Origin of the sequence: Pseudomonas sp. FP1740 (assembly GCF_030687165.1) — a bacterium.
Lineage (GTDB): Bacteria > Pseudomonadota > Gammaproteobacteria > Pseudomonadales > Pseudomonadaceae > Aquipseudomonas.
Genome location: NZ_CP117461.1, coordinates 2843000 through 2866569, shown reverse-complemented (window position 1 = coordinate 2866569; position 23570 = coordinate 2843000). Strand labels below are relative to the sequence as shown.

Annotated in this window: 23 protein-coding genes and 1 pseudogene; 15 read left to right on the top strand and 9 right to left on the bottom strand. The window is 60.6% G+C overall.

Annotated elements, in window-relative coordinates; genetic code table 11:
• Position 1 precedes the first annotated feature (1 nt).
• Positions 2-664: a response regulator gene (locus PSH69_RS13075; protein WP_305412380.1), complete on the top strand. Its 663-nt coding sequence runs from the start codon at positions 2-4 to the stop codon at positions 662-664.
• Positions 661-2037 (top strand): ATP-binding protein, encoded by a 1377-nt coding sequence (locus tag PSH69_RS13070; protein WP_305412378.1) that lies wholly within the window; start codon positions 661-663, stop codon positions 2035-2037. The genes PSH69_RS13075 and PSH69_RS13070 overlap by 4 nt, the downstream gene beginning before the upstream one ends.
• Before the next feature lie 108 nt (positions 2038-2145).
• Here the strand turns inward: PSH69_RS13070 and PSH69_RS13065 are convergent, their stop codons facing one another.
• Both PSH69_RS13065 and PSH69_RS13060 read right to left on the bottom strand, forming a co-directional pair.
• The gene (locus tag PSH69_RS13065) at positions 2146-2505 is read right to left on the bottom strand and encodes a DUF6124 family protein (protein WP_019579437.1); all 360 of its coding nucleotides are present in this window, start codon (positions 2503-2505) and stop codon (positions 2146-2148) included.
• Positions 2506-2863: 358 nt separating this feature from the next.
• Entirely contained in the window at positions 2864-3760 is an 897-nt protein-coding gene (locus PSH69_RS13060; protein ID WP_305412377.1) for a LysR family transcriptional regulator, read from the bottom strand.
• A 133-nt stretch (positions 3761-3893) separates the two neighbouring features.
• Here PSH69_RS13060 and PSH69_RS13055 point away from each other — a divergent pair, with 133 nt between their 5' ends.
• The gene (locus tag PSH69_RS13055; protein WP_305412376.1) at positions 3894-5543 is read left to right on the top strand and encodes a GMC family oxidoreductase; all 1650 of its coding nucleotides are present in this window, start codon (positions 3894-3896) and stop codon (positions 5541-5543) included.
• An 80-nt stretch (positions 5544-5623) separates the two neighbouring features.
• A complete protein-coding gene (locus PSH69_RS13050) occupies positions 5624-7246 on the top strand; it encodes an MFS transporter (RefSeq protein ID WP_305412375.1) in 1623 nt (540 codons plus the stop codon).
• A gap of 66 nt (positions 7247-7312) precedes the next feature.
• On the opposite strand, the gene PSH69_RS13045 is transcribed toward PSH69_RS13050, so the two are convergent.
• Positions 7313-7675: a DUF427 domain-containing protein gene (locus PSH69_RS13045; protein ID WP_230172440.1), complete on the bottom strand. Its 363-nt coding sequence runs from the start codon at positions 7673-7675 to the stop codon at positions 7313-7315.
• A gap of 231 nt (positions 7676-7906) precedes the next feature.
• Between PSH69_RS13045 and PSH69_RS13040 the strand changes: the two genes are divergently transcribed.
• The 5 genes from PSH69_RS13040 to PSH69_RS13020 all read left to right on the top strand — a co-directional run bounded on the left by PSH69_RS13040 (position 7907) and on the right by PSH69_RS13020 (position 11780).
• The gene (locus PSH69_RS13040) at positions 7907-9856 is read left to right on the top strand and encodes a DNA topoisomerase III (protein ID WP_305412374.1); all 1950 of its coding nucleotides are present in this window, start codon (positions 7907-7909) and stop codon (positions 9854-9856) included.
• A 62-nt stretch (positions 9857-9918) separates the two neighbouring features.
• Complete coding sequence (locus PSH69_RS13035; RefSeq protein ID WP_305412373.1) at positions 9919-10458, top strand: GNAT family N-acetyltransferase; 540 nt, start codon at positions 9919-9921, stop codon at positions 10456-10458.
• 73 nt (positions 10459-10531) lie between these two features.
• On the top strand, positions 10532-10774 hold the full coding sequence (locus PSH69_RS13030) for a hypothetical protein (protein ID WP_305412372.1): 243 nt from the start codon (positions 10532-10534) through the stop codon (positions 10772-10774).
• A gap of 221 nt (positions 10775-10995) precedes the next feature.
• A complete protein-coding gene (locus tag PSH69_RS13025) occupies positions 10996-11325 on the top strand; it encodes a hypothetical protein (RefSeq protein WP_018929754.1) in 330 nt (109 codons plus the stop codon).
• Positions 11326-11477: 152 nt separating this feature from the next.
• Complete coding sequence (locus PSH69_RS13020) at positions 11478-11780, top strand: hypothetical protein (protein WP_018929755.1); 303 nt, start codon at positions 11478-11480, stop codon at positions 11778-11780.
• A 1-nt stretch (position 11781) separates the two neighbouring features.
• On the opposite strand, the gene cynR is transcribed toward PSH69_RS13020, so the two are convergent.
• Complete coding sequence (gene cynR, locus PSH69_RS13015) at positions 11782-12666, bottom strand: transcriptional regulator CynR (RefSeq protein WP_305412371.1); 885 nt, start codon at positions 12664-12666, stop codon at positions 11782-11784.
• Positions 12667-12784: 118 nt separating this feature from the next.
• Between cynR and cynS the strand changes: the two genes are divergently transcribed.
• Both cynS and PSH69_RS13005 read left to right on the top strand, forming a co-directional pair.
• A complete protein-coding gene (cynS, locus tag PSH69_RS13010) occupies positions 12785-13252 on the top strand; it encodes a cyanase (protein ID WP_305412369.1) in 468 nt (155 codons plus the stop codon).
• Between the two features lie 206 nt (positions 13253-13458).
• Positions 13459-14118: a carbonic anhydrase gene (locus PSH69_RS13005; protein WP_305412368.1), complete on the top strand. Its 660-nt coding sequence runs from the start codon at positions 13459-13461 to the stop codon at positions 14116-14118.
• Positions 14119-14236: 118 nt separating this feature from the next.
• Here PSH69_RS13005 and PSH69_RS13000 read toward each other — a convergent pair whose 3' ends face one another.
• The 4 genes from PSH69_RS13000 to glsB form a co-directional block, all read right to left on the bottom strand.
• Positions 14237-14587, bottom strand: coding sequence for a BON domain-containing protein (locus PSH69_RS13000; protein WP_305412366.1), 351 nt, complete (start codon positions 14585-14587; stop codon positions 14237-14239).
• A 149-nt stretch (positions 14588-14736) separates the two neighbouring features.
• Positions 14737-16239, bottom strand: coding sequence for an aldehyde dehydrogenase family protein (locus PSH69_RS12995; protein WP_305412364.1), 1503 nt, complete (start codon positions 16237-16239; stop codon positions 14737-14739).
• Positions 16240-16322: 83 nt separating this feature from the next.
• The gene (locus PSH69_RS12990) at positions 16323-17441 is read right to left on the bottom strand and encodes a DUF3616 domain-containing protein (RefSeq protein WP_305412362.1); all 1119 of its coding nucleotides are present in this window, start codon (positions 17439-17441) and stop codon (positions 16323-16325) included.
• An 89-nt stretch (positions 17442-17530) separates the two neighbouring features.
• Positions 17531-18439, bottom strand: a complete 909-nt coding sequence (gene glsB, locus PSH69_RS12985; RefSeq protein ID WP_018929762.1) for a glutaminase B — start codon at positions 18437-18439, stop codon at positions 17531-17533.
• 263 nt (positions 18440-18702) lie between these two features.
• Between glsB and PSH69_RS12980 the strand changes: the two genes are divergently transcribed.
• From PSH69_RS12980 to PSH69_RS12970, 3 genes are read left to right on the top strand one after another with little or no spacing between them, the layout of a single operon-like run.
• Complete coding sequence (locus tag PSH69_RS12980) at positions 18703-19218, top strand: DoxX family protein (RefSeq protein WP_305412361.1); 516 nt, start codon at positions 18703-18705, stop codon at positions 19216-19218.
• 47 nt (positions 19219-19265) lie between these two features.
• On the top strand, positions 19266-19964 hold the full coding sequence (locus tag PSH69_RS12975; protein ID WP_018929765.1) for a dienelactone hydrolase family protein: 699 nt from the start codon (positions 19266-19268) through the stop codon (positions 19962-19964).
• Positions 19965-20016: 52 nt separating this feature from the next.
• Positions 20017-21204: an MFS transporter gene (locus tag PSH69_RS12970; RefSeq protein WP_096480033.1), complete on the top strand. Its 1188-nt coding sequence runs from the start codon at positions 20017-20019 to the stop codon at positions 21202-21204.
• Here the strand turns inward: PSH69_RS12970 and metC are convergent.
• A pseudogene (gene metC, locus PSH69_RS12965) lies at positions 21201-23054 on the bottom strand (cystathionine beta-lyase); the annotation flags it as partial. The gene PSH69_RS12970 and the pseudogene metC sit on opposite strands and share 4 nt — an antisense overlap.
• Here metC and PSH69_RS12960 point away from each other — a divergent pair.
• The gene (locus PSH69_RS12960; protein WP_370695258.1) at positions 22935-23456 is read left to right on the top strand and encodes an isochorismatase family protein; all 522 of its coding nucleotides are present in this window, start codon (positions 22935-22937) and stop codon (positions 23454-23456) included. The pseudogene metC and the gene PSH69_RS12960 overlap by 120 nt on opposite strands.
• Positions 23457-23570 lie beyond the last annotated feature (114 nt).

Genomic DNA, 23570 nt, shown 5'->3' with positions numbered 1-23570 from the left:
TGTGCGCTTATTACTGATCGAGGATGACGTAGCCCTCGGCGAGGGCATTCATCAGGCCCTGGGCCGTGAGGGTTACACCGTCGACTGGCTGCAGGACGGCAACAACGCCTTGCATTCACTGCTCAGCGAAACGTTCGATGTGGCCGTGCTCGACCTCGGCCTGCCGCGCATGGACGGCCTGGAAGTGTTGCGTCGCTTGCGTGACAGCGGCTCGAACCTGCCGGTGCTGATCCTCACCGCCCGGGATGCCACCGAAGACCGCATTGCCGGGCTGGATGCCGGCGCCGACGATTACCTGGTCAAACCCTTCGATCTGGCCGAGCTCAAGGCCCGCCTGCGGGCCTTGTTGCGCCGCAGTGCCGGTCGCGCGCAAGTGCTGATCGAACACGCCGGCATCAGCCTGAACCCCGGCACCCAGCAAGTCAGCTATCAGGGCGAACCGGTGGCGCTGACGCCCAAGGAATATCAACTGCTCCACGAATTGCTCTCGCCTCCGGGCCGGGTCATGACCCGCGACCACCTGATGCAACTGCTTTACGGCTGGAACGAAGAAGCCGAAAGCAACACCCTGGAGGTGCATATCCATCACCTGCGCAAGAAGTTCTCCACCGACCTGATCCGCACCATTCGTGGGGTGGGTTATCTGGTGGAGGAGCGTCGATGACTTCGATCCGGCGTCGTACCCTGACGCTGATCATCGGCCTGATGCTGACGGGGTTGGCAATCCTCAGCGTGTTCAACCTGCACGACAGCAATCACGAAATCGCCGAAGTCTACGACGCCCAACTGGCGCAGAACGCCCGGCTGCTGCAGGGTGTGATGCGCATGCCACTGGCCAGTCATGAACACGCCGAACTGTATCAAGCGTTCAACAAGGCCTTGAGTGAAGCGGTGCCGGGTGTCGATGGTCACCCCTATGAAGGCAAAATTGCCTTTCAGGTGTGGAATCGCAAGGGCGAAGTGCTGGTGCACACCGCCAGCGCCCCCTCCTTCACCGCGCCGCCGACGACACATGGTTTCAGCGATGTGGTGGATTTGAACAACCGTCATTGGCGGGTGTTCGTGCTCGAAGATAAGCAGAACGACCTGAGCATCTGGGTCGGTGAACGGGACGACGTGCGTGCGGACCTGGTCGACCGGATCGTGCGTCACACGCTGTGGCCCAATGTGTTGGGCAGCCTGATTCTGGCGGCCATGGTCTGGCTGGCCATTGGCTGGGGGCTCAAACCCCTGGCCGATATGGCGGCCACCTTGCGGGCACGGCACAGCGGTTCTCTGGAGCCGTTGCAACTGACGCCGTTGCCCAGCGAACTGGAACCGATGCAAGCGGCGCTCAATCGCATGCTCGCGCAAATTCAAGAGGTGCTTGGCCGTGAGCGGCGCTTCATCGCCGACGCCGCCCACGAATTACGCACACCACTGGCCGTATTGCGGGTGCATGCGCAAAACCTGCAGGAGGCCGGCACGGAACAGGAACGTCGTGAGTCCCTGGCGTTTCTGATTGCCGGGGTCGACCGCGCCAGCCGTCTGGTCAACCAATTGCTGACCATGGCGCGTCTCGAACCCAAGGCCGTAGTGCCGGTGCTGCACAGCATCGACCTGAGCGAGACCGTGCGCGCCAGCCTGGCCCAGCTCACACCCTGGTTGCTGAGCAGGAACCTGGAACTGGCTTTCGACGCCGAAGACCGGCCTTTCAAAGTCCTCGCCAATGCCGGTGCCATCGACATCGCCCTGAACAACCTGGTCACCAACGCGGCGAATTTTTCGCCGGAGCACGGCGTCATCACCGTGCAACTGAGCCAGGACGACGGGTTCTACAACTTGAGCGTCCAGGACCAGGGACCGGGCATCGACGAAGCGGATCGCGCACGATTGTTCGAGCGCTTCTACAGCCGTGGAAATACCGGGGGCGCGGGCCTGGGGCTGGCCATCGTCAACACCATCGCGACACGGCTGGGTGGACGGATTACCTTGGTCAATCCGCCAGAAGGTGGGTTGCGGGCGACGCTGTCGATTCCTGTTGACCAGCACCATTGAACACTCTGTGGCGAGGGAGCTTGCTCCCGCTGGACCGCGCAGCGGCCCCAAAAAAGGGACCGCTGCCCAGCCCAGCGTCAGTTACCCACTCACCACCGCAAGCGGCGCCTACTTGGGCAGATCAATCTTATCCAGCACCCGGTTCGCGGTGATCTCCGCCACCATGATGCTGTTTGAAATACCCAGCAGGGCGTAGCGCGACTCACCCTCCAGATGATCCACCAACTGATGGACCATCACATCGACCGAGGCCAGTGTCTCGACCAAAAAAATCGCCAGGGTTTCGGTAGTGGCCTCTGGGGCCACAGCAAACAGCCTGCTGGGTTTACGCGCGGTGGCTTTGATGTCGGCATTCGACGGAAAGTGGAAGTTCAGAGCCCGCTCGGCGGCCTCATTGAGCTTCTTTGAATCGGGTTCGTACGGGGAGACCGGATCGGCGTCCGGCGGATTGGGTGTGACCTTGAACATAAGCTGGCTTCTCTGATTGGGTGCCACCCTCCTGCTGCTAAACGAGAGGGAGGCAGCTGTACGCAGGTTAGCAGACCGGGGAAGCTAGCAAAGCCGGCGCGCCCGAAGGCGCCCTGCGCACAACCACCATCAAGTGCAGGCATGGGAATGCCTGACTGACAAGAGCTTGTGCACCTTGCTTATAACCCCGGGCTGCTAAACCCGATCACTGATGGGCAGTGACGGGAATCAAGTTACCGAGCGGGCCCAGGGCGCACAAGCCGGCGGATTCTGTCTTACGTGTAGGGGGTGGCGCAAGGCGTTGTAGCCTTTGGATGGTAACGGCAAGCTTCATTTAAACGATCGCGATTTTTCTTGTTTAAACGGGCTTTCCCAACAACAACAACTCCTGCTCACGCTCACACAACCCCACCACGTAATCCCACAACACCCGCAGCCGCACCGACTTGTGCAGCTCGCGCCGCGTACTGATCCAATAACTGCGCTGGATGCTTTCATCCGGCAGCAACGGCACCAGTTCAGGATCGGCGCTGGCCATGTAACACGGCAGCACGGCGATCCCCAGGCCCGAGCGAGCGGCCTGTTGTTGGGCGATGACGCTGGTGCTGTGAAACACCACCCGGGGGTTGCGGCAGAAGCTGTTGAGGAACATCAGTTCCTGGCTGAACAACAAGTCGTCGACGTAGCCGATCCACGCGTGGCGGCCAAGGTCTTCGCGGCTGCGCAGTGGTGGCGAGCGGTCCAGATAGGCCTGGCTGGCGTAGAGCGCCAGTCGATAGTCGGTGAGTTTGCGGGTGACCAGCATGTCGGCGGCCGGGCGTTCCAGGTGAATGCTGATCTCCGCTTCACGGTTGAGGATGCTGACGAAGCGCGGCACCGCCACCAGTTCCACTTCCAGCCCCGGATAGCGTTCGAACAAGCCGTTCATGCGGCTGGCGAGGAACATGATGCCCAGCCCCTCTGTCACCCCGACGCGGATCTTGCCCAGCGGCGCGGTGGATTGGGTGATTTCTTCCTGGGCCAGCAACGCGACGTTTTCCATGGCCTCGGCATGCTTGAGCAGCGCTTCGCCGGCCGGGGTCAATTCGTAGCCCTGGGCATGCTGGACGAACAGCGCGGTGCCGAGGCTTTTTTCGATGGCCTCGATGTGCCGGGCCACGGTGGCGTGGGTGGTGTTCAAGCGGCGAGCGGCGGTCAGCAAGCGGCCGCTGCGCTGCAATTCGAGAAAAAACCGTAGGTCATTCCAGTCGAACATGAACCATCCTTGACGTTATGCCGTTAATGACGCTGTTTAAAAACGCACAGCAGCTGCGCAAAAACTAACATTCTTTTAACGAAAGCTAACAACTAGGATGACCGACAACAAGAACAACAATACGAGGTCAGGGATGCAGACTTCCCTTGATGAATACGACTACATCGTGGTCGGTGCCGGGCCGGCCGGGTGTTTGCTGGCCAATCGACTGTCGGCCAACCCGCAACACCGCGTGTTGCTACTCGAAGCCGGCGGCCGCGACAACTATCCGTGGATTCATATCCCCGTGGGTTACCTGTTCTGCATCGGCAACCCGCGCACCGACTGGTGTTTCAAGACCGAGTCGCAACCGGGCCTGCAAGGCCGCGCCCTGAGCTACCCGCGCGGCAAGGTGCTTGGCGGCTGTTCCTCGATCAACGGCATGATCTACATGCGCGGCCAGGCTGGCGACTACGATGGCTGGGCGGCCGAGGGTAATCCTGGGTGGGGCTGGCAAGACGTGCTGCCGCTGTTCAAACAGAGCGAAAACCATTTTGCCGGCGATTCTGAATTTCACGGCGCCGCCGGCGAATGGCGGATCGAGCGGCAACGTCTGTCGTGGCCGATTCTCGATGCCTTCCGCGCTGCTGCCGAACAAAGCGGCATTGCCAGCATCGATGACTTCAACCAGGGCGACAACGAAGGCTGCGGCTATTTCCAGGTCAACCAGAAAGCCGGGGTGCGCTGGAACGCGGCCAAGGCGTTTCTCAAACCGGTCCGTCACCGCACCAACCTCACGGTGCTGACTGATGTTGAAGTCGACCGCGTGCTGCTGGAAAACGGCCGTGCCTCGGCGATCAGCGCCCGTTGGCAAGATCAGGCGAAAACCTTCAAGGCACGCAAGGAAATCATCCTGTGTGCCGGCTCCGTCGGTTCACCCGGCATCCTCCAGCGTTCCGGCATCGGCCCTCGCCCGCTGTTGCAACAACTCGGCATCGGCGTTGCCCATGAACTGCCCGGCGTGGGCGGCAACCTGCAGGATCACCTGCAACTGCGGCTGATCTACAAACTGGAAAACGCCCGCACCTTGAACCAGATCGCCGGCACGCTGTGGGGCAAGATGGGCATGGGCCTGCGTTATCTGTATGACCGCAGCGGCCCATTGTCCATGGCCCCAAGCCAACTCGGCGCCTTCGCCCGTTCGGGGCCGGAACAGACCTCGGCGAACCTCGAATACCACGTGCAACCCCTGTCGCTGGAGCGCTTTGGCGAACCGCTGCACGCCTTCCCCGCTTTCACCGCGTCGGTCTGCGATCTGCGTCCGCAAAGCCGTGGCCGGATAGACATTCGCTCTGCCGACCCGCGAGAAGCGCCGCTGATTCAGCCCAACTACTTGAGCCATCCCGAAGACTTGCGCGTGGCAGCCGAAGCGATACGCCTGACTCGCCGCATCGTTTGCGCCCCCGCGCTGCAAGCGTTCAAACCGGTGGAGTACCTGCCCGGCGACAGCTTGCAGAGCGAAGAGCAATTGCACGAAGCCGCCGCCCGGATCGGCACCACCATTTTCCACCCGGTGGGCACCTGCCGGATGGGCAACGACGCGGACGCGGTAGTCGACGCTGAGCTGCGCGTGCATGGCATCCCCGGCCTGCGCATCGCCGACGCCTCGATCATGCCGCGCATCACCTCGGGCAACACCTGCTCGCCGACATTGATGATCGCCGAGAAAGCCGCGCAATTGATCCTCGAAACAACCGCAAGGAGTTTTGCCCCTGACGAAAAAGCACTGACCGCAGTCTCTTGAGCAAAGGAATAGCGGCACCCGCCCACAAGGCTGGCGTCGACAGTGGAACAACAAAAACAATCACTGTGAGGGATACCGATATGTCAGAACATGTTCAGCCCCTGGAAGCCGTCCGCAGCGCGGGCACCAGTCAGGAAACCCAGAAAGTCATCTTCGCCTCGTCCCTGGGGACGGTGTTCGAGTGGTACGACTTTTTCCTCTACGGCGCCCTCGCGGCGGTCATCAGCAAACAGTTCTTCGCCGGGGTCAACGACACCACGGCGTTCATCTTCGCGCTGATGGCCTTCGCCGCCGGCTTTATCGTGCGCCCGTTCGGTGCGTTGGTGTTCGGACGGTTGGGGGACATGATCGGGCGTAAATACACGTTCCTCGCGACCATCGTCCTCATGGGCCTGGCGACGTTCTGCGTCGGTTTGCTGCCGACCTACGCGAGCATCGGCATCGCTGCGCCGATCATCCTCGTGGTGCTGCGCATGCTCCAGGGCCTGGCGCTGGGTGGTGAGTACGGCGGCGCTGCCACTTACGTCGCCGAACACGCACCGATCGGCAAGCGCGGCTTCCACACCAGCTGGATTCAATCCACCGCCACCCTCGGCTTGCTGCTGTCGCTGCTGGTGGTGCTCGGTTGCCGTTACTTCACCGGCGACCAGTTTGAAGTCTGGGGCTGGCGTATTCCGTTCCTGTTTTCGATCGTGCTGCTGGGCATTTCCACCTGGATTCGCCTGAGCCTGCACGAGTCGCCTGCGTTCGTGAAAATGAAAGAGGAAGGCAAACTCTGCAAGTCGCCACTGCGCGATTCTTTCGGCAAATGGGAAAACCTTAAAGTGGTGCTGATCGCCCTGTTCAGCATCAACGCCGGGCAAGCGGTGACCTTCTATGCCGCGCAGTTCTACGTGCTGTTCTTCCTCACGCAGTTCCTGAAAATGGACCCGGCCCTGGCCAACAGTCTGCTGATTGTCAGCGTGATCATTGGCGCACCGTTCTTCATCTTTTTTGGCTGGCTGTCGGACAAGGTCGGACGCAAACCGGTGCTGATGATCGGCCTGCTGCTGGCGACTGCACTGTACTTTCCGATCTTCAAGTCCATCGCCCACTACGCCAACCCGGCCATCGACCAGGCCAGCCGCCAGGCACCGATCACCGTATTGGCCGACCCGGCCACCTGCACCTTCCAGTTCGACCCGGTGGGCAAGGCGAAATTTGATAGCCCGTGCGACAAGGTCAAAACCTTCCTGGTCAAACAAGGCCTGCCCTACAACAGCGAAGCGGCCCCGGTCGGCAGCGGTGTTCAGGTGAGCGTCGGTGACGTGAAGCTCGACGGCTTTGACGAAGCGGCCCTGCGTGGCGCAGTGACCCTGGCCGGGTATCCGTCAAAAGCCGACATCCAGCTGATCAACAAACCGATGATCGTGGTGTTGATCGTCGCGCTGATCATCATCTCCGCCATGTGCTACGGCCCGCTGGCGGCGCTGATGGTCGAACTGTTCCCGACCCGCATTCGCTACACCTCGATGTCCCTGCCCTATCACATCGGCAACGGCTGGTTTGGTGGTTTCCTGCCGACGGTGTCGTTTGCCCTGGTGGTGTACACCGGGGATATTTTCTACGGGCTGTGGTACCCGGTGGTGATTACCGGGGTGAGCCTGGTGGTGGGGATGATGTGTTTGCGGGAGACGAAAAACGTGGACCTCGATAAAAACTGAGCGCTAACGGGAGGTTAGTTTGTGGCGAGGGTGCAAGCCCCCTCGCCACAAAATGCTTTCTGCACATCAGGTCTTGAGCACCTCAAACGTCACTTCGTCAGGATAGAACGCCACATACCCGCCAATCTGCGCAACCGACACCTTGGGGTGCTCATAACTCCACACCGCATTGGCACTTTCATGCCCGGGGATTTGCAGGCTGTAGTAGCTGGCATCGCCCTTGTACGGGCAATAGCTGGTGTGGTCGGTGCGGGCGAAATACTGTTCGGCGATGTCCTCCCGCGGGATGTAGTACACCGGAGGATAATTGGTCTCATGCATGACCAGCGCCCGAGTGGACGACGCCACTTGAATGCCATGGAACTTCACCACCACGCAGCCGGGTTGAGGGACGATGGAGATGGGACTACCGGCACCTGGGACTTTCATTAAGTAGGTTCCTCTGCTGCTGTTGTGCGGTTTCCGCGCCCCAACAGGTATACCCCATGTTCCGGTATCGCGAGTACTTCGCAGCCGAACGGAGCGTGCTTCAGTCGCTGGATTGACCGCTGTCATCAACCGCAACAGCTCAAGCTGTACATCCATACAGATAAAGATTGCTCCATCGCTCATCAACCGCCATTCTGTGCACCTCTCGAACACTGATCGACGATGGTGGTTATGCGGCTGTACCTCTGTGAAAAACCTTCCCAGGCCAAAGACATCGCGGCCGTGCTGGGCGCCAGGCGTCGGGGCGACGGCTGCTGGCTGGGAACGGACGTCACGGTGACCTGGTGCATCGGCCACCTGCTGGAAACCGCGCCGCCGGATGCCTACGACGCGCGTTACAAGCGTTGGGTGCTGGCGGATCTGCCGATCATTCCGGAAAAATGGAAAATGACCGTCAAGCCGCGCACGGCCAGCCAGTACAAGGCAGTCAAACGCCTGCTCGGCGAGGCCAGTGAACTGGTGATTGCCACCGACGCCGACCGTGAGGGCGAGATGATCGCCCGGGAACTGGTGGAGCATTGCCGTTATCGCGGGCCGATCCGGCGGCTGTGGTTGTCGGCCCTGGACGATGCATCAATCCGCAAGGCACTGGCGGCGCTCAAGCCGGGGGCCGAGACGTTCAGCCTCTATCATTCGGCGTTGGGGCGCTCCCGGGCCGACTGGTTGATCGGGATGAACATGAGTCGGCTGTTCACCCTGCTGGGGCGTCAGTCCGGCTATCAGGGCGTGTTGCCGGTCGGTCGGGTGCAGACGCCGACTTTGCGCCTGGTGGTGGATCGCGACCGCAGCATCGCCAATTTCGTCCCGGTGGCCTACTGGGCCATCGACGTGCAACTGCTGCACGATGGCACTGCGTTCACTGCCCAGTGGCGCGCGGCGTCCGATGCTTGTGACGATCAGGATCGCTGCCTGAACCAGGCGCTGGCCCAGCAGGCGGCTGCGACCATTGGCAACGCGGCGAGCGCTCGGGTGATCAAGCTACGTACCGAGCGCATGCGCGAAGTCGCGCCGCTGCCGTTCGACCTGGGTACTTTGCAGGAAGTCTGCTCGAAAAAACTCGGGCTCGGCGCCCAGGAAACCCTCGATATCGCCCAGGCCCTGTATGAAACCCATAAAGTCATCACCTACCCGCGCAGCGACTGCGGCTACCTGCCCCTGAGTCAGCACAGCGAAGCGCCGGGTATTCTGGCGGCGCTCCGGCAAGCCGATCCGGCCCTGAACGCCTTGCACGATTATCTGGAGCCGCAACGCCGCTCGCGGGCCTGGAACGATGCCAAGGTCAGCGCGCACCACGGCATCATTCCGACCGCCGCGGCGAAGAATCTCGATCGACTGGTGGGCAAACAACGGGCGGTCTACACCCTGATTCGTGCGCGTTACCTGGCGCAGTTCCTGCCCAATCATGAATACGACCGCACCCAGGCCGACTTCGACTGTGCCGGTGAAGCCTTGCGCGCCGTGGGCAAGCAGATTGTCGAGCCCGGCTGGAAACGCGCCCTGCCCGAAGCCCTCGCGCCTGCCAAGGGCCGCGAAGCACCGGCACCGCAAACACTGCCGACATTGGCCGAAGGGCGTGACTGCGCGGTGGCTGACGTGAAACTCAAGGACCTCTGGACCCAGCCGCCCAAGCCATTCACCGAAGGCGATCTGATCAAGGCAATGAAGAACGTTGCCAAACTGGTGGAAGATCCGCTGCTCAAGCAAAAGCTCAAGGACACCACCGGCATCGGCACCGAAGCCACACGCGCCTCGATCATCCAGGGCCTGCTCGACCGCGGTTATCTGATCAAGAACGGCAAGGCCCTGGCCACGACGCCGGCGGCTTTCAGCCTGATCGATGCGGTACCGCGCGCGATTGCCGACCCCGGCACCACGGCAATCTGGGAACAGGCGCTGGACATGGTGCAGAGCGGTGAAATGAGCCTGGAAGAATTCGTCACCAAACAGGCCGCGTGGATGAGCAAGCAAGTGGCGCGCTGCGCCGGCCTGAACCTGACCATCAGCGGGCCGGCAAGCCCGGCCGGGCGTGGCGCCACACCGTGGAAAAACAAACGCAAACCCGCCAAACGCAAGCCTTCGACTGGCACCAAGCGCGCGGCGAAACCGGCGGGCAAGGTTTGAAGGCAGCGAATCGAAATGGTCTAGTGTTCTTCAATGTCAGTTAAGACACGGAAGGTACGACCATGGCGACAATCAGGAGCCAGCCCTCGATAGAACTGCACGCCGCCCAGCGCGACGAACTGGAAACCATCGAAAACCTGATGCAGTTCTACATGTACGATTTCAGCGAATGGCTGCCGCTGAAGCTCGGGGAGAATGGTTTCTTCAACATCCAGCCCAGACTGGACTACTGGCGCAACCCGGCAACCCGGCCGTTTCTGATCAAGGTCGACGGCGAGCTGGCGGGCTTCGTGACCGTGGATAACGAAACCCATATCGTCGGCGCCGAGTACAACATCGGCTACTTTTTTGTCAGTCGACGCTTTCGTGGCCAAGGTGTCGCGAAGTTTGTCGTCTCTGCCCTCTTGAGCCGCTTCCCCGGTCAATGGCAGATTTTCCACATCGATGCCAACCAGCCTGCGCGGCTGTTCTGGGCCAGGGTGATGCCCGATCTCACGGGCGGAGCATTCACCGTGCATCAGCTGCCGATCGACGGTTATCCATGCACCCTTTACCGCTTTGAAAGATCGCAGCCTTCGGCAACGCCTCCGGGGCCGGGGTAAGCGCTGCCGAAGACTCCAAACGGTGGCCACGCTGACTTTCTAATTCCAAAACCACTTTGTCCGACAATATGTAGTGAACAAAAATAATCACTACAAAACCGTTGACGCCTCCGATTTGCCCTTGCATGATGCAGACGTCTCCCCGATCGGGAGTACAGGCAACACGTTTGAGCAAGTTCGTCTGACCGCCGAGCTGTTTTTCCCGGATACACGCTGCCCACAAGGCAGATTGAAGAAGCTGACCTGGCCTGAACGTCCAGAACAAGGGCGAGAAGCGCTGGCGATCAATCCTCATGAAGCTTGTGGCCGACCCTGAAAACGTCGGCAGTGGCCTCCAGGTTTTCGCTGCTTCTCTTCGTTGTGACGCTATTGCGTAGCAGTTATTCAACACGACTACATGCAACAGATGTGCGACCCCGTCGTATTGACGGTCGACCGCTGACGTCCTGGTTTCGGTGCCAGGGATCAACTAACCGATGGGCTACCTGTATTAGCGAATCAACTTTGAAAGATCACCAAATGGTCAAGGGGCTTACAATGAATCTGAACAATCAACCTACTATCGATGAACTGGCTCGTTTGTTCGCTGCGCAAAAAGACAGCCATGACAGCCATATTCTGTGGATCAGCAAATCGGGCCAGGTCCATATCGACTGCCTGTCACCCCATGCCCACGAAGAAGAGTTCGACAAGAACAACCAGAACCTGCTGGCCCGCATGAAGATGTACCGTCGCGGCCAGGGCTATGTCGGCAAGAAAGCCGCGGCCGACAAGGACTTCATCGGTAATGTGCTGCAAACGCTGACACAGGCGTGGGCCTCGCTGCAGAACCAGAATGAAGTTCGGGTGATTGATCGGTTGTACTGATCTCCCCCAAACACAAGAAGGCCCCGCTCGTTTTATCGAGCGGGGCCTTTTTTTGTTTCTTGTTTTTGCACCTCTAACTTCGCACCGGGTCAAAAGAACAGGGCTATGGTTAACAGTGCGCTGGACATCGGTTTATCCGCTGGAGGTCTGCGATGAAAACAACCCTGACATTCATGCTACTGGCATTGGCGAGTGCAGCCCATGCCAACAGTCTCCCCGGCATTCCCGCCTTCGATGTGGACTGTCCCGGGAAAATCATGGTCCACGCCGACCAGGATGGTCCGGTGATGATCAACAGCAAAGAAGCCCAGACCAAAATGATCAATGATCGCCTTTTCGAGGCCAAGGGGCCGGATGTGACGATCTCGATCAGCATCGCGGATGACGACACGGTAGCCGTGACCTATACCAGCAAGAAAGGCGGCAATGGCATCTGCCAGTCGGTGGATGATTGATTCACACGCTGGTGCTGCCGGCCATCACCAGGTTCGCGAACGCCACAGACGCGGCACTGTGATAGTTGTTCTTCCTGCGCAGCAATGCCGCGTCGCGCCGGGGTGCCTCGCCCTGTAATTCAATTCGACGCAATGCCCGTTCCGCCGTGGCGATGGGCTCCGGGAGGATGGTGGTCATCGGCGTGTGGCGAATGACCTCCAGCAACGTACTCACCGAATTCACCTCGATCGCCACCTTGGGCGTGATGTTCTGCTGCCGAAAATACTCGTCGACTGAGGATCGGGTAATGAAGTCCGGCGTCAGCAACGCGAACTCCAATTGCGCCATCTCCTTGGGCGATAGCGGGATCTGCCGTTCGTACAACGGATGACGGTGCCCGACCACCACACCCAGAGTCTCGACAAACGCCGGCACGCACTCGATATCCGGGCTCCTCACCGGGGTGAAGGCAATGGCAATGTCCAGCGAGTCATCAAGCAACCCCGTCTCGATGTCATCCATCGACAACTCGAAAATCTGCAGATGGATGTTCGGAAATTTCGCTCCATAGTCGCGCACCAGCGGCCCCACCAGATACGCCATGAACGTTGGCGTCATGGCCAGTCGCAAGGTGCCGCGAGACAAGTCCTTCACGTCATGCAGCGCGCGTTTGCCCGCTTCCAGTTCCACCAGCACCCGCCGGGCGCATTCGATATAGGCCTGCCCCGCGTCGGTCGCTCTGACCGTGCGCGAGGTGCGGTCGAACAGGCTGACACCCAGGGTTTCCTCCAGTTGCCGGATCTGCTGGGACAGTGTCGGTTGGGAGACGTGCAACGCCTCCGCGGCGCGGGTGAAGCCGCCGTGGTCGGCGACCGCCAGCAGGTAGCGCAAATGTCGGAGCAGCATGGGGCTCATAATCTATAGGCAGGACTTATGCAAAGCATTGTATATCGATCTTGGACGCTATGGATCAATCAACCGAAGATGGCTCCACTTTCCAGCCACAACCGATAGGAGTCACACCATGCAACAGTCCCACGCTTACCAGGACACCAGTCTGGCCCTGACCACTTCGATCCTCGATGCCAAGGCGCGCAAGAATCTGTCCTGGCAGGATCTGACTGACGGCACCGGCCTGGGTGTGGCCTACGTCACCGCCGCCCTGCTCGGCCAGCATCCACTGCCGGAAGCCGCCGCCAGAGTGATCGGCGAAAAACTCGAGCTGGACGCCGACACCGTGACCCGCCTGCAAATCATCCCGCTGCGCGGCAGCCTGTCGGGTGTTCCGACCGACCCGACCATCTACCGTTTCTACGAAATGATCCAGATCTACGGCACCACGCTTAAAGCCCTGGTTCACGAGCAATTCGGCGACGGCATCATCAGCGCGATCAACTTCAAGCTGGACCTGAAAAAGGTCGAAGACCCGGAAGGCGGCTCCCGTGCCGTGATCACCCTGGACGGCAAGTTCCTGCCGCTGCGCCCGTTCTAAGTAACTGGCCACCTTTAGCAAGCGACACCCCGTAGCAGCTGCCGAGCCTGCGAGGCTGCGTTCGGCTGCGAAGCAGTCGTGAAATCAAGCAGCGCGGTCTTTCAGGTAGACCGTGTGCACCGGGTTTACGACGGCTCCGCCGCCGAACGCAGCCTCGCAGGCTCGGCAGCTGCTACGCCCCCTCATTCATTGCAAGGAAGTCCGCCATGAAAGCGCTCATCGAAGGTTTATTGAAGTTCCAGAACGAAGCGTTTGCGCAACGTACCGATCTGTTCAAACACCTGGCCACCACCCAGCATCCGGGCACCTTGTTCATCACCTGTTCCGACAGCCGCGTGGTACCGGAACTGCTGACCCAGCAAGAGCCCGGCGAACTGTTCGTGGTGCGCAACGCCGGCAATATCGTGCCCTCTTACAGCCCGCATCCGGGCGGCGTGTCGGCTACGGTGGAATATGCGGTCGCGGTATTGGGCGTGACAGACATCGTGATCTGCGGGCATTCGGACTGTGGCGCCATGACCGCCATTGCCCAGTGCAAATGCATGGATCACCTGCCCGCCGTCAGCGGCTGGTTGCAGCACGCCGAGTCGGCCAAGGTGATCAACGAATCCCGCCCTCATGCCAGCGACGCGGCCAAGGTCAGTTCGATGGTGCGGGAAAACGTCATCGCCCAACTGGCGAATATCCAGACGCACCCGAGCGTGCGCCTGGCCCTGGAAAAAGGCCTGTTGAACCTGCATGGCTGGGTCTATGACATCGAAACCGGCTCGGTCGATGCCCTGGATGCCGGCAGTCACAGCTTCGTGTCGCTGGCCGAACACCCCGGCACTTGCGCCGTGCACGGCAAAACGGTCGAAGCCGCCTGAAGGTGTCGACCGCACAAGCTGCACCAGGCTTGGCGCAGCGTTACAAAGTGGACAGGCGCGCTACTGCGCCCGTCCTCGTTTCCCGGCCGGGAATGTGACACTCACACGGTCGCCCTGGTTATTTGTCGTCCGTCTTGGCTGACGATTGTGGCCGACGTTCAGGTGTGTCTTCAGCGTTGGGCGCTTCTGGAAAACTGCCTGGGGTGAACACATGAGTGAGCAATTCGCTGGCATCGATATTGACGACACCAGGAACCGAACGGGCCAGTGCAACAGCCTGCTCACACTGTCTATGGGTATTGACGCGACCGCTCAATGCCACCGTACCCGCATGGGTTTTAACGTGGACATTCAGGCCAAGGTTGGGTTCGGCCAATGCCAGGGCCGACTTCACCCGGGTGGTGATCCACGCGTCGTGAACGACCGTTTCCAGACCATGGGAGTAATGTTGGAAGTCATGAAGTTTCATGGCGCAATCCTCTCACACGTAATCAGATGCGCTGTCCGTCCCCGCACAGGCACGGACACACAATAAGTATAGTGCGTGCCGTTGCCTGCGGCCGGGGGCTCCTGATGAGCGACGAAAATCCTGTGGGAGCGTGGCTTAACTTATCGCTGTCAGCGTTTGACCGACAGATCCACCTGGGTCATGCGGCTGCGGATCGTGAACACGCCATCACCCGAGAGAATCGCGCTGCGCGCAAACAGGCGACCGCTCTCCCAGTTCGAAAGCCCCAGTTCCGGCTTGTTCAGCGCGTACTGTCCGTCGACCCAGCGGGTGATCCCGTTGCCGACAAAAGGCGCGTTGACCGCATTGTAGAAACGCTCCTGCGCCAGTGCATCTTCACTGATCAGCGACACGGTGAATTGCGGGCTGTAGCGGTTGAACAAGGCAATGGCCTGATCCAGATCGTCGACGATCTTCAGGCTGACTTCCGGGGTTTCTTCCCATTCCCACTCGCGGCCCAATTGGTCCTCGGGCAACGGTTCGGCCTGCGCTTCGGTCTGATAGCCTCCGGCGCGGTACACCTCGACGCTCGCGGTGCGCCAATCGCTCGGCAAATGCTGCTCGCTGCCCTCGACGATGTGCAATTTGCAGCCTTGGCCCCGCGCGGTGCCGGCCTGTTGCAGTGCATCGAGAAACAGCGGCACCAGTTCGGCAGCTCGGTCGCGGTGGATCAGGCAAACATTCAAGGTGTTGCAGACTTTGCGGTCCAGCGAGTTGCGCACCACGGCGGCGAAGCGCTGGGCGTCGGCGTCTTTATTCGCGATCAGCCAGGCGCCACCGGTGCCGTGCAGGCTGACGGCGGTGCCGGCCTGTCGCGCGATGCTGCCCAACTGGCTGACCGCACGCCCCGAACCACGGGCCACGGCCAGCGACAGGCGCCGGTCGGCGAACATTGCCCAGCCGGCGGCGTGATTGACGCTTTCGACCAGCGACACTGCACCGTTCGGCAACCCGGCATCGGCCAGTGCCGGATTCAATGCATGGGTGACGATGGCCTGGGCGGTGCCCAACGCGTCGCTGCCAATGCGCAGCACCGCAGTGTTACCGGTACGCAATACACCGGCGGCGTCGGCGAAGACATTCGGCCGGCCTTCGAACACAAAAGCGACGATGCCCAGCGGCGAAACCATCTGTTCGACTTTCCAGCCGTCGTGCTCGACGCAGCTCACGACTTGACCGCGGGTGGCCGGTGCATCGCGCCAGGCCCGCAGGCCTGCGATCATGTCGCGGCGCATGCGCTCATCAGCCAGCAATCGCGTGGTGGAACGCCCGCGCGCCTTGGCCCGCTCGATGTCGGCCAGGTTGGCGGCCGCAATCAAGGCCCAGCACTCCGGGGTTTCCAGGCGCTGCGCGAAGCGATCGAAGAACTCGCTGATGGCGTGATCCGAAACGCTGGACATTGCGGCAAACGCCGCCTCGGCGCGCTCGATGGCGAACGCCGCTGCCTGTTGATCCGCCACCGGGATCAGCAACAACTCGCCGCTGACCTGCTCCACCAGCAAATGGTCGCCGGGCTGAAAGCGCGCCGCCAGTTCGGGGCTGACGACCGTGACACGATTACCGGCAAATGGGATCGGCGTGCCAGCGACTAGACGTTCGAGCGCAAGAGACATGAAGCGGTTTCACCATGCAGGGGGGCGGTCGGAAAATGTATAGGAAAATCCGTGGAGCGTCATTCACCGGGACGCGGTGGTGGTTACTTTTTCGCAAGTCGAAATACGTCCTGCTCCAGTCCATTGCTACCTTGTTTACGCTTGTCCGAATTCACGTCATAAACCACCAGCAACAAGGGCTCTTCTACGCCATCGGTGCCTATAAAGGTCATCCCTTCGGCATGATCGCAGCCTTTATCTTCTCCTTGCCCGTAAGGAACCTCCAGGACCGACGTCACTTGTTCGCTGAAAACGAAACCTTCATCTGCTGGCCTGGCGCCGTCGCGCCATCGAAATACAGTGACGGGCCCGTCGAGGTCCATCGTCGGTCCAGCCTGGATCAACATATCGTCACCATCGAGGCATAAGTCCCTGACGCCGAGTCCATTCAGCTGGAAAAAATGCTTTCGATACTTTCGCCCACCCGGCCCGATTTTCTTCAGCCTCAGTGTGTGAGCAACCTTGGGATGGTCTTCGGGTTCGACCTCCAGAATGATTGCCCATCCCCGCAGCACAGGCCCTCGCAACCCGATAAAAACACGCTTGCCGTTGACCTCGAGGCCTTCGGTATCGAACCCGTTGTCCTTGCCGGGAATGTGCAGGAATGCCCCAACATGTTCGTCGTCCTTGAGTTCATCGAGCAATTCGTCACCCAGTTGATTGCCGGCCAATTGAGCGGCGACTCGATCATCGCTGGTGCTGCTCTTCACCAAAGTGAACGTCCCGTTTTCTTCGACCAGCGGAATCCGGACCAGGAGAAAACGATTGCCATCACGGCTGACAATGGCCAGACGTTCGGCGTTTTTCTTCAGGGACTTGGTGCTATCGGGCTTTTTCCGTTTCAGGCTGTGAGAGCCCACGATCCAGAGATACCCTGTGTCGCGGTCGTAACTCATGCCTTCCAGGTCGGCTTCAACGTCTTCTTTGCCAACGTCCGGCATGACCGGCAGCGTCAACAGGGATGCCAACGGGAACCGCTTCTGCTGATCAAACAGAAATTCGCCCGGGCTGGCGCGCTCGCGCTGGGTGAAACGTTCAAGGCTCAAGGATTCATCATTGGCGACCCACAGGGTATTGCCGACCTGCACCACGGCAGACAACCCGTCGCGCAAATGAGCGTCCGCCTCATTGAAGACGAGAAGCGCGGAACCGAATTTCATCATGGAATCACCCACGCCTCCACCCGATCGGGTGAGCAGTCAAAAGATCTACTTCACGTTAGCGACCTCCCGGTGCAAGTCAAGGAGCGCCATCAGAACACTGACCAGCCAATCCGTTGACTCAACAACTCCAGCGCCGCCATGCCAGCGAGCGAGTTGCCGGCAGCGTTCAATTCCGGGGACCAGACGCACACCGTGAATTGCCCCGGTACCACCGCGACGATGCCCCCGCCCACGCCGCTCTTGCCCGGCAGACCGACGCGATAGGCAAAGTTGCCCGCTTCGTCGTACAGACCGCTGGTGGCCATGATCGAGTTGACTTGTTGGGTCTGGCGGGCGCTGAGAATCTGTGCGCCGCTGTGTTTGCAGAAACCGTCGTTGGCCAGGAAGCAGAACGCCCGGGCCAGGTCCACGCAACTCATGCGCAACGCGCAATGGCTGAAGTAGCTGCGCAGCACCGCTTCGACATCGTTATGGAAGTTGCCGAACGACTGCATCAGATACGCCATGGCCGCGTTACGCGCGCGGTGCTGGTATTCGGATTCGGCGACCTTGCCGTCCACCATGATGTTCGGGTTGCCGGACAAGCGCCGGACAAAATCGCGCATCGACAGCGCTGGAGCGGCAAAGCGCGATTGATTGATGTCGCAGATCACCAGCGCACCGGCATTGATGAAGGGATTGCGCGGGCGCCCGCGCTCGAATTCCAGCTGCACCAGCGAGTTGAACGGCTGGCCGGATGGCTCGTGGCCCAGGCGTTCCCATATCGCTTCGCCGGAGTGTTCGATGGCCTGCACCAGGCTGAACACCTTGGAAATACTCTGCACCGAGAACGGCGTGTCGGCGTCCCCCGCGCAAAACAACTCGCCATCATTGCCATACACGGCAATGCCCAATTGATTGCCCGGTACCTCGCCGAGGGCGGGAATGTAGTCAGCCACTTTGCCCTGACCGATCAACGGTCGGACTGCGTCAAGGATCTCGTTCAACAGCGCTTGCATGCCGGGTTCCGAAGTCTCGCCCCATGGGATTGCGGGGACACTGTCGCTAGACGCCGCTGGGCGGCGCTGAATCACAGTTTTGTATGGGAATGTATTTGTCACGGTCCGGGATACACCAACTTGCACCCGGCGGCGTTTCAGACATATCGCCAATACAGCTGATTGCAACACTTCTGTCGTCCGCTGACCACCGATAACCGCTAGTGGCTGCCGAGCAGCTGCTACCGGTAGACACTTGCAATGAATGCCCGGAGACCAAAACCATGACCACCGCTCTCTCATCAGCCGTCCAGGGCCTGCACCTGAACCTCGACCGCGTCGGCAATTGGATCGCGCCCCTCACCCTGCGGCTGTTTCTGGCCTGGGAGTTTTTCGAGTCTGGCCTGGAAAAATGGAATGGCCAGAACTGGTTCGCCGACATCCAGGACCGCTTCCCGTTTCCCTTCAACCACGTTCCCGCCACGCTGAACTGGGAACTGGCGATGTGGGCCGAGCTGATCTGCGCCCTTACCTTACTGGCAGGCCTCGGGACACGGCTCTCGGCGATTATTCTAGTGGTGGTCACAGTCGTTGCGACCGCTGCCGTCCACTGGCCGGCCGATTGGTCTACATTGAGTGAACTTGCCCAGGGTTATGCCATCAGCAACAAGGGCCACGGCAACTTCAAACTGCCGTTGATCTACCTCGTAGCCCTCATGCCGTTGTTGTTCTCGGGGGCCGGCAAACTCAGCATGGACGCGTTGTTGGCTCGACTCTTCTGGCGGCGCAGTCACCGCTGAGACGCCAGCGTCTCGATACCCCATCCAACTTGTGTAAAGGAGCCATCATGAGCGTAACCAGCCAATGGATCGAAATCAGCAGCCCCGAAGGCACCTTCGGCGCTTACCTGGCCATCCCCCACACCCGTAAAGGGCCGGGGATCGTACTGATTCAGGAAATCTTCGGGGTCAACGAACACATTCGCTCGGTTGCCGAGCAATACGCCGCCGATGGCTATCTGGTCATAGCGCCGGATCTGTTCTGGCGCCACGGCCACCGTATCGAACTGGGCTACGACGAAGCCGGCTGGAAACGCGCCGTCGAATTGATGAACGCCACCGACCGCTATAAAGCCCAGGCTGACATCAAACTGGCCATCGATACCCTGAAGACGCATACCGGGCTCGACGGCAGGATCGCCTCCATCGGTTACTGCTTCGGCGGCATGCTGTCGTACAACACCGCAGCCAACGGTTTCGTCGACGTGGCGATCGCCTATTACGGCGGTGGCATTCAGAACCAACTGGATCGGGCCGGTGAAATCAAGGTGCCGCTACTGATGCACTTCGGCGAACAGGACAGCCATATCCCCATCGACGCCGTGAAGCAAATCGCCGAGCGTTTCGAGTTCAACGACGACGTCGATATCGAGGTCTATCCAGGGGCCGAACATGGCTTCAACTGCTCGCACCGCGACAGCTACAACCAACGGGCTGCGGCCGAGGCGCATGGCAATACGTTGATCTTCTTGAGTCAGAATCTTTAAGGGCTGATCGCCGACATCAACAATCGGTAAGCATTCAACCCCGGAAACCAGCATGGACAACCTCGCAAAACCCAGACCAGCCTCACTGCGTATCCCCTCCACGGTCTGGGCTCTGGGCTTTGTCAGCCTGTTCATGGACCTTTCGTCAGAGCTGGTGCACAGCCTGTTGCCGGTATTTTTGGTCACTACTTTAGGCGCCAGCGCACTGACCGTCGGGGTGATCGAAGGCATTGCCGAGGCGACGGCGATGGTGGTCAAGATATTCTCCGGCGCCATCAGCGACTTTATCGGCCGGCGTAAAGGCCTGCTGTTGATGGGCTACGGTCTGGCGGCGTTGTCGAAGCCGCTGTTTCCCCTCGCGCACTCGGTTGATGTGGTATTTACCGCGCGGTTTCTGGATCGCATCGGCAAAGGCATTCGTGGCGCGCCGCGCGATGCGCTGGTCGCCGATGTCGCCCCGGCCGAAATCCGTGGCGCCTGCTTCGGCTTGCGCCAGTCGATGGACACCGTGGGGGCGATTCTGGGTCCGGTTCTGGCGATCGTGCTGATGCTCTGGCTCGGGCAGATCCATCTGGTGTTGTGGTTCGCGGTGATCCCGGCGGTGATATCGGTGGCGCTGATTGTCGGTGGCGTCAAAGAACCGACCGATGTCGCCGGGAAACACACCTTCCGCTCGCCTATCCACTGGAAGGTTCTGCGGGAGTTTTCCCGGGGTTACTGGTGGGTGGTGATTGTTGGCGGGCTCTTCACGCTGGCCCGTTTCAGCGAGGCCTTTCTGGTCTTGAAAGCGCAGCAGACAGGTCTGACGGCCACTTGGGTGCCGATGGTGATGGTGGTCATGTCGCTGCTGTATGCGGTGTCTGCCTACCCTGCCGGCTGGCTGTCCGACCGGATCAGCCGCACCAAGTTGCTGTGTGTCGGCATGGGGCTGCTGATCCTGGCGGACCTGCTGCTGGCGCAAGCGGATTCAATCATGACCATGATGGCGGGCGTGGCCTTGTGGGGTCTGCACATGGGTTTCAGCCAGGGCATTCTCGCGACGCTGATCGCCGACACCGCACCCGAACATCTCAGGGGCACGGCGTTCGGCCTGTTCAATCTGATCAGCGGCGTGTGCCTGTTGATCGCCAGCGTGCTGGCTGGCGCGCTATGGGAAACCTCGGGTTCCGCCAGCACTTTCATCGCCGGGGCGGTGCTGGCGGCTGCGGCGCTGTTGTTGCTTGTGCTGCGCAAGTCCTAGTCCGCGATCGCGGCGAACCCGCGTTGCAAATCCTCAATCAACGCGTCGACATCTTCCAGGCCAATGTGCAACCGCAGCACCGGGTTCAATGCGCGATCTGCCGCACTGTTGCGATCCTGGGTGTCGGCGACGGTGACCAGGCTTTCATAGCCGCCCCAGGACGCGCCCAGACCAAACACCTGCAACGCATCGATGAAGCGCTCTACATACGTAGCGTCGGCATCACGCAGTTCGAAGGACAGTAAGCCGTTGCTGCCCGTGAAGTCCCGTCGCCACAGGGCATGATGGGGATGATCGGCCAGCGCCGGATGGAACACCCGTTTCACCTGCTGTTGCGCTTGTAGCCAATGAGCGATTTCCAGGGCCTGGCGTTCGTGCACCTCCAGGCGCGGCGCCAGGGTTCGGGCGCCGCGCAGCACCAGCCAGGCGTCGTCGGGGCTGACGGCGATGCCAAAGGTGTCGCTCATGGACGCCAGCGGCTGCCAGACCTCTTGCCGGGTACAGACGCTGCCCATGACCACATCGCTATGGCCACACAGATACTTGGTCAACGCCATGATCGAGATGTCCGCGCCCAGGGTCAGCGGCCGGTACAGGTAGCCCGAGCCCCAGGTGTTATCGACGGCCAACAGGATGCGCCGTGGTTTGCACAGTGCGGCGATGGCCGGCAGGTCGCAGAGTTCATACAGCAGCGAGCCGGGCACTTCGGTGTAGACCATTTTGGTGTTGGCTTGCAGTTGAGATTGCAGCCCGCTGCCGTCAGGCGCGAAGTAGCTGACCTGGATGCCGAACGGCCCAAGCAGTTTGCGGGCCAGACGCCGCACGGGCGCATACACCGCGTCGGTGATCAGCACATGATCGCCGGGCCGCAGGTAGGCCAGGAACGTCTGCGCCACCGCCGCCAGCCCGGTGCCAAACAAGCGGGTGCGATAACCGCCTTCCAATTCCGTCACCAGGTCTTCCAAGGCAAAAGCGGTCGGATTGCCCCGGGCGCCATAGCTCAACACCCGCTCCCGGTCACGGCGAGCACGGGCATCGCGCATCTGCGCCAGGTTGTCGAACAGCACCGTGCTCAAACGAGTGACGGGCACGTTGACACCTCGACTGCCACTGCCCTTTTCGGTACGCGCCGCCTGCACCAGACGGGTACGCACCCGCGCATCACGAGTCGCTTGAGACGGCGCACGCAGCGGTTTGAGGCTGGCGATTTCGTCTGCGCTCATTTGCGCCAACAGGCCGATTTCCCAAGCCAGGTACCGACGCGCCGCGTCCTTGTTGCCGGCGTGGCGATCATGGGTAAAGAACAGAAAATCGATGCACTGCTGATCGGGCGGCGTGTTGGCATCCTCTTGCAACGCAAAACCCGCCTCGCGCCAGGCGTCAACACCGCCGCTCAACAGCCGGGTTTGTGCACGCTGAACATCGGGTAATTCCAACGCTGCGAACGCGGCCAGCTGCGGGTCATCGGCCAGCAACACCAGAGGTCGCTGTTCACCGGCCACTTCACTTGCCAGCAACGAACGGATAGACCAGCGAGAGCCGGCGATATGGCCTTTACGGAAGGTCATGCTCGGGCGCAGGTCAATCAATGCCACCGCGCTGTCCTTCAGCGCATCGGCCAGGGCCTGTGCGGTGATCACGGGCAATGTTTCGTGAACGGATACCTCAAGCGCGGGCAATGCCAGACCGCTACTCACCCCACCTTCCAGCACATAAGCTTCATGCCCCAACTGCCGCAGCCAACTGGCAACAATCGGCGCCCGTATGCCATCGCTGTCGAACAGCACCAACCGCGCCTGACGTACGCCGATATACAGATCGGTAGACTGAATCAACTGCCCGCCCGGCGTGCAGGTGCGCCGATCTTTCTCGCACGCCATATTGGTCCACCTGGTTCGCCTATCGAGTCCGGAAGTCCGTTGACGCAACTGGTGCAGGAACTGGAGCTACAGGGTGACGAAGTGATCTTCGAGAAAAGCCGACCCAACGCCTTCACCAAGACAGCTCTGGCCGATCAGCTACGAGCTTGTGGCGCTCAGGGCGTGGTCATTACCGGAATGAAGACCCAATACTGTGTCGACAGCACCTGCCGCGCTGCACGGGATTTTGGATTCGATGCAGTGCTGATCGCCGATGGCCACACCTGCAACAGCACCCCTGCGCTGAAGGCTGAAGAGATTGTTGCTCATCACAATGCGACTCTGGCAGGACCATTCTGTCGCGTCGTATATGCTGAGGACTGGTGTTTCTAACCGCCATCGACAGACCGGTCCGAGTCAGGACCGATCTGCCCACTTTGGGTCAACAGCAGCCGTCGCCGAGTGGCAACGGTCGTGGCCCGCCCCTATCGCCCCCCTGCTGCGCCC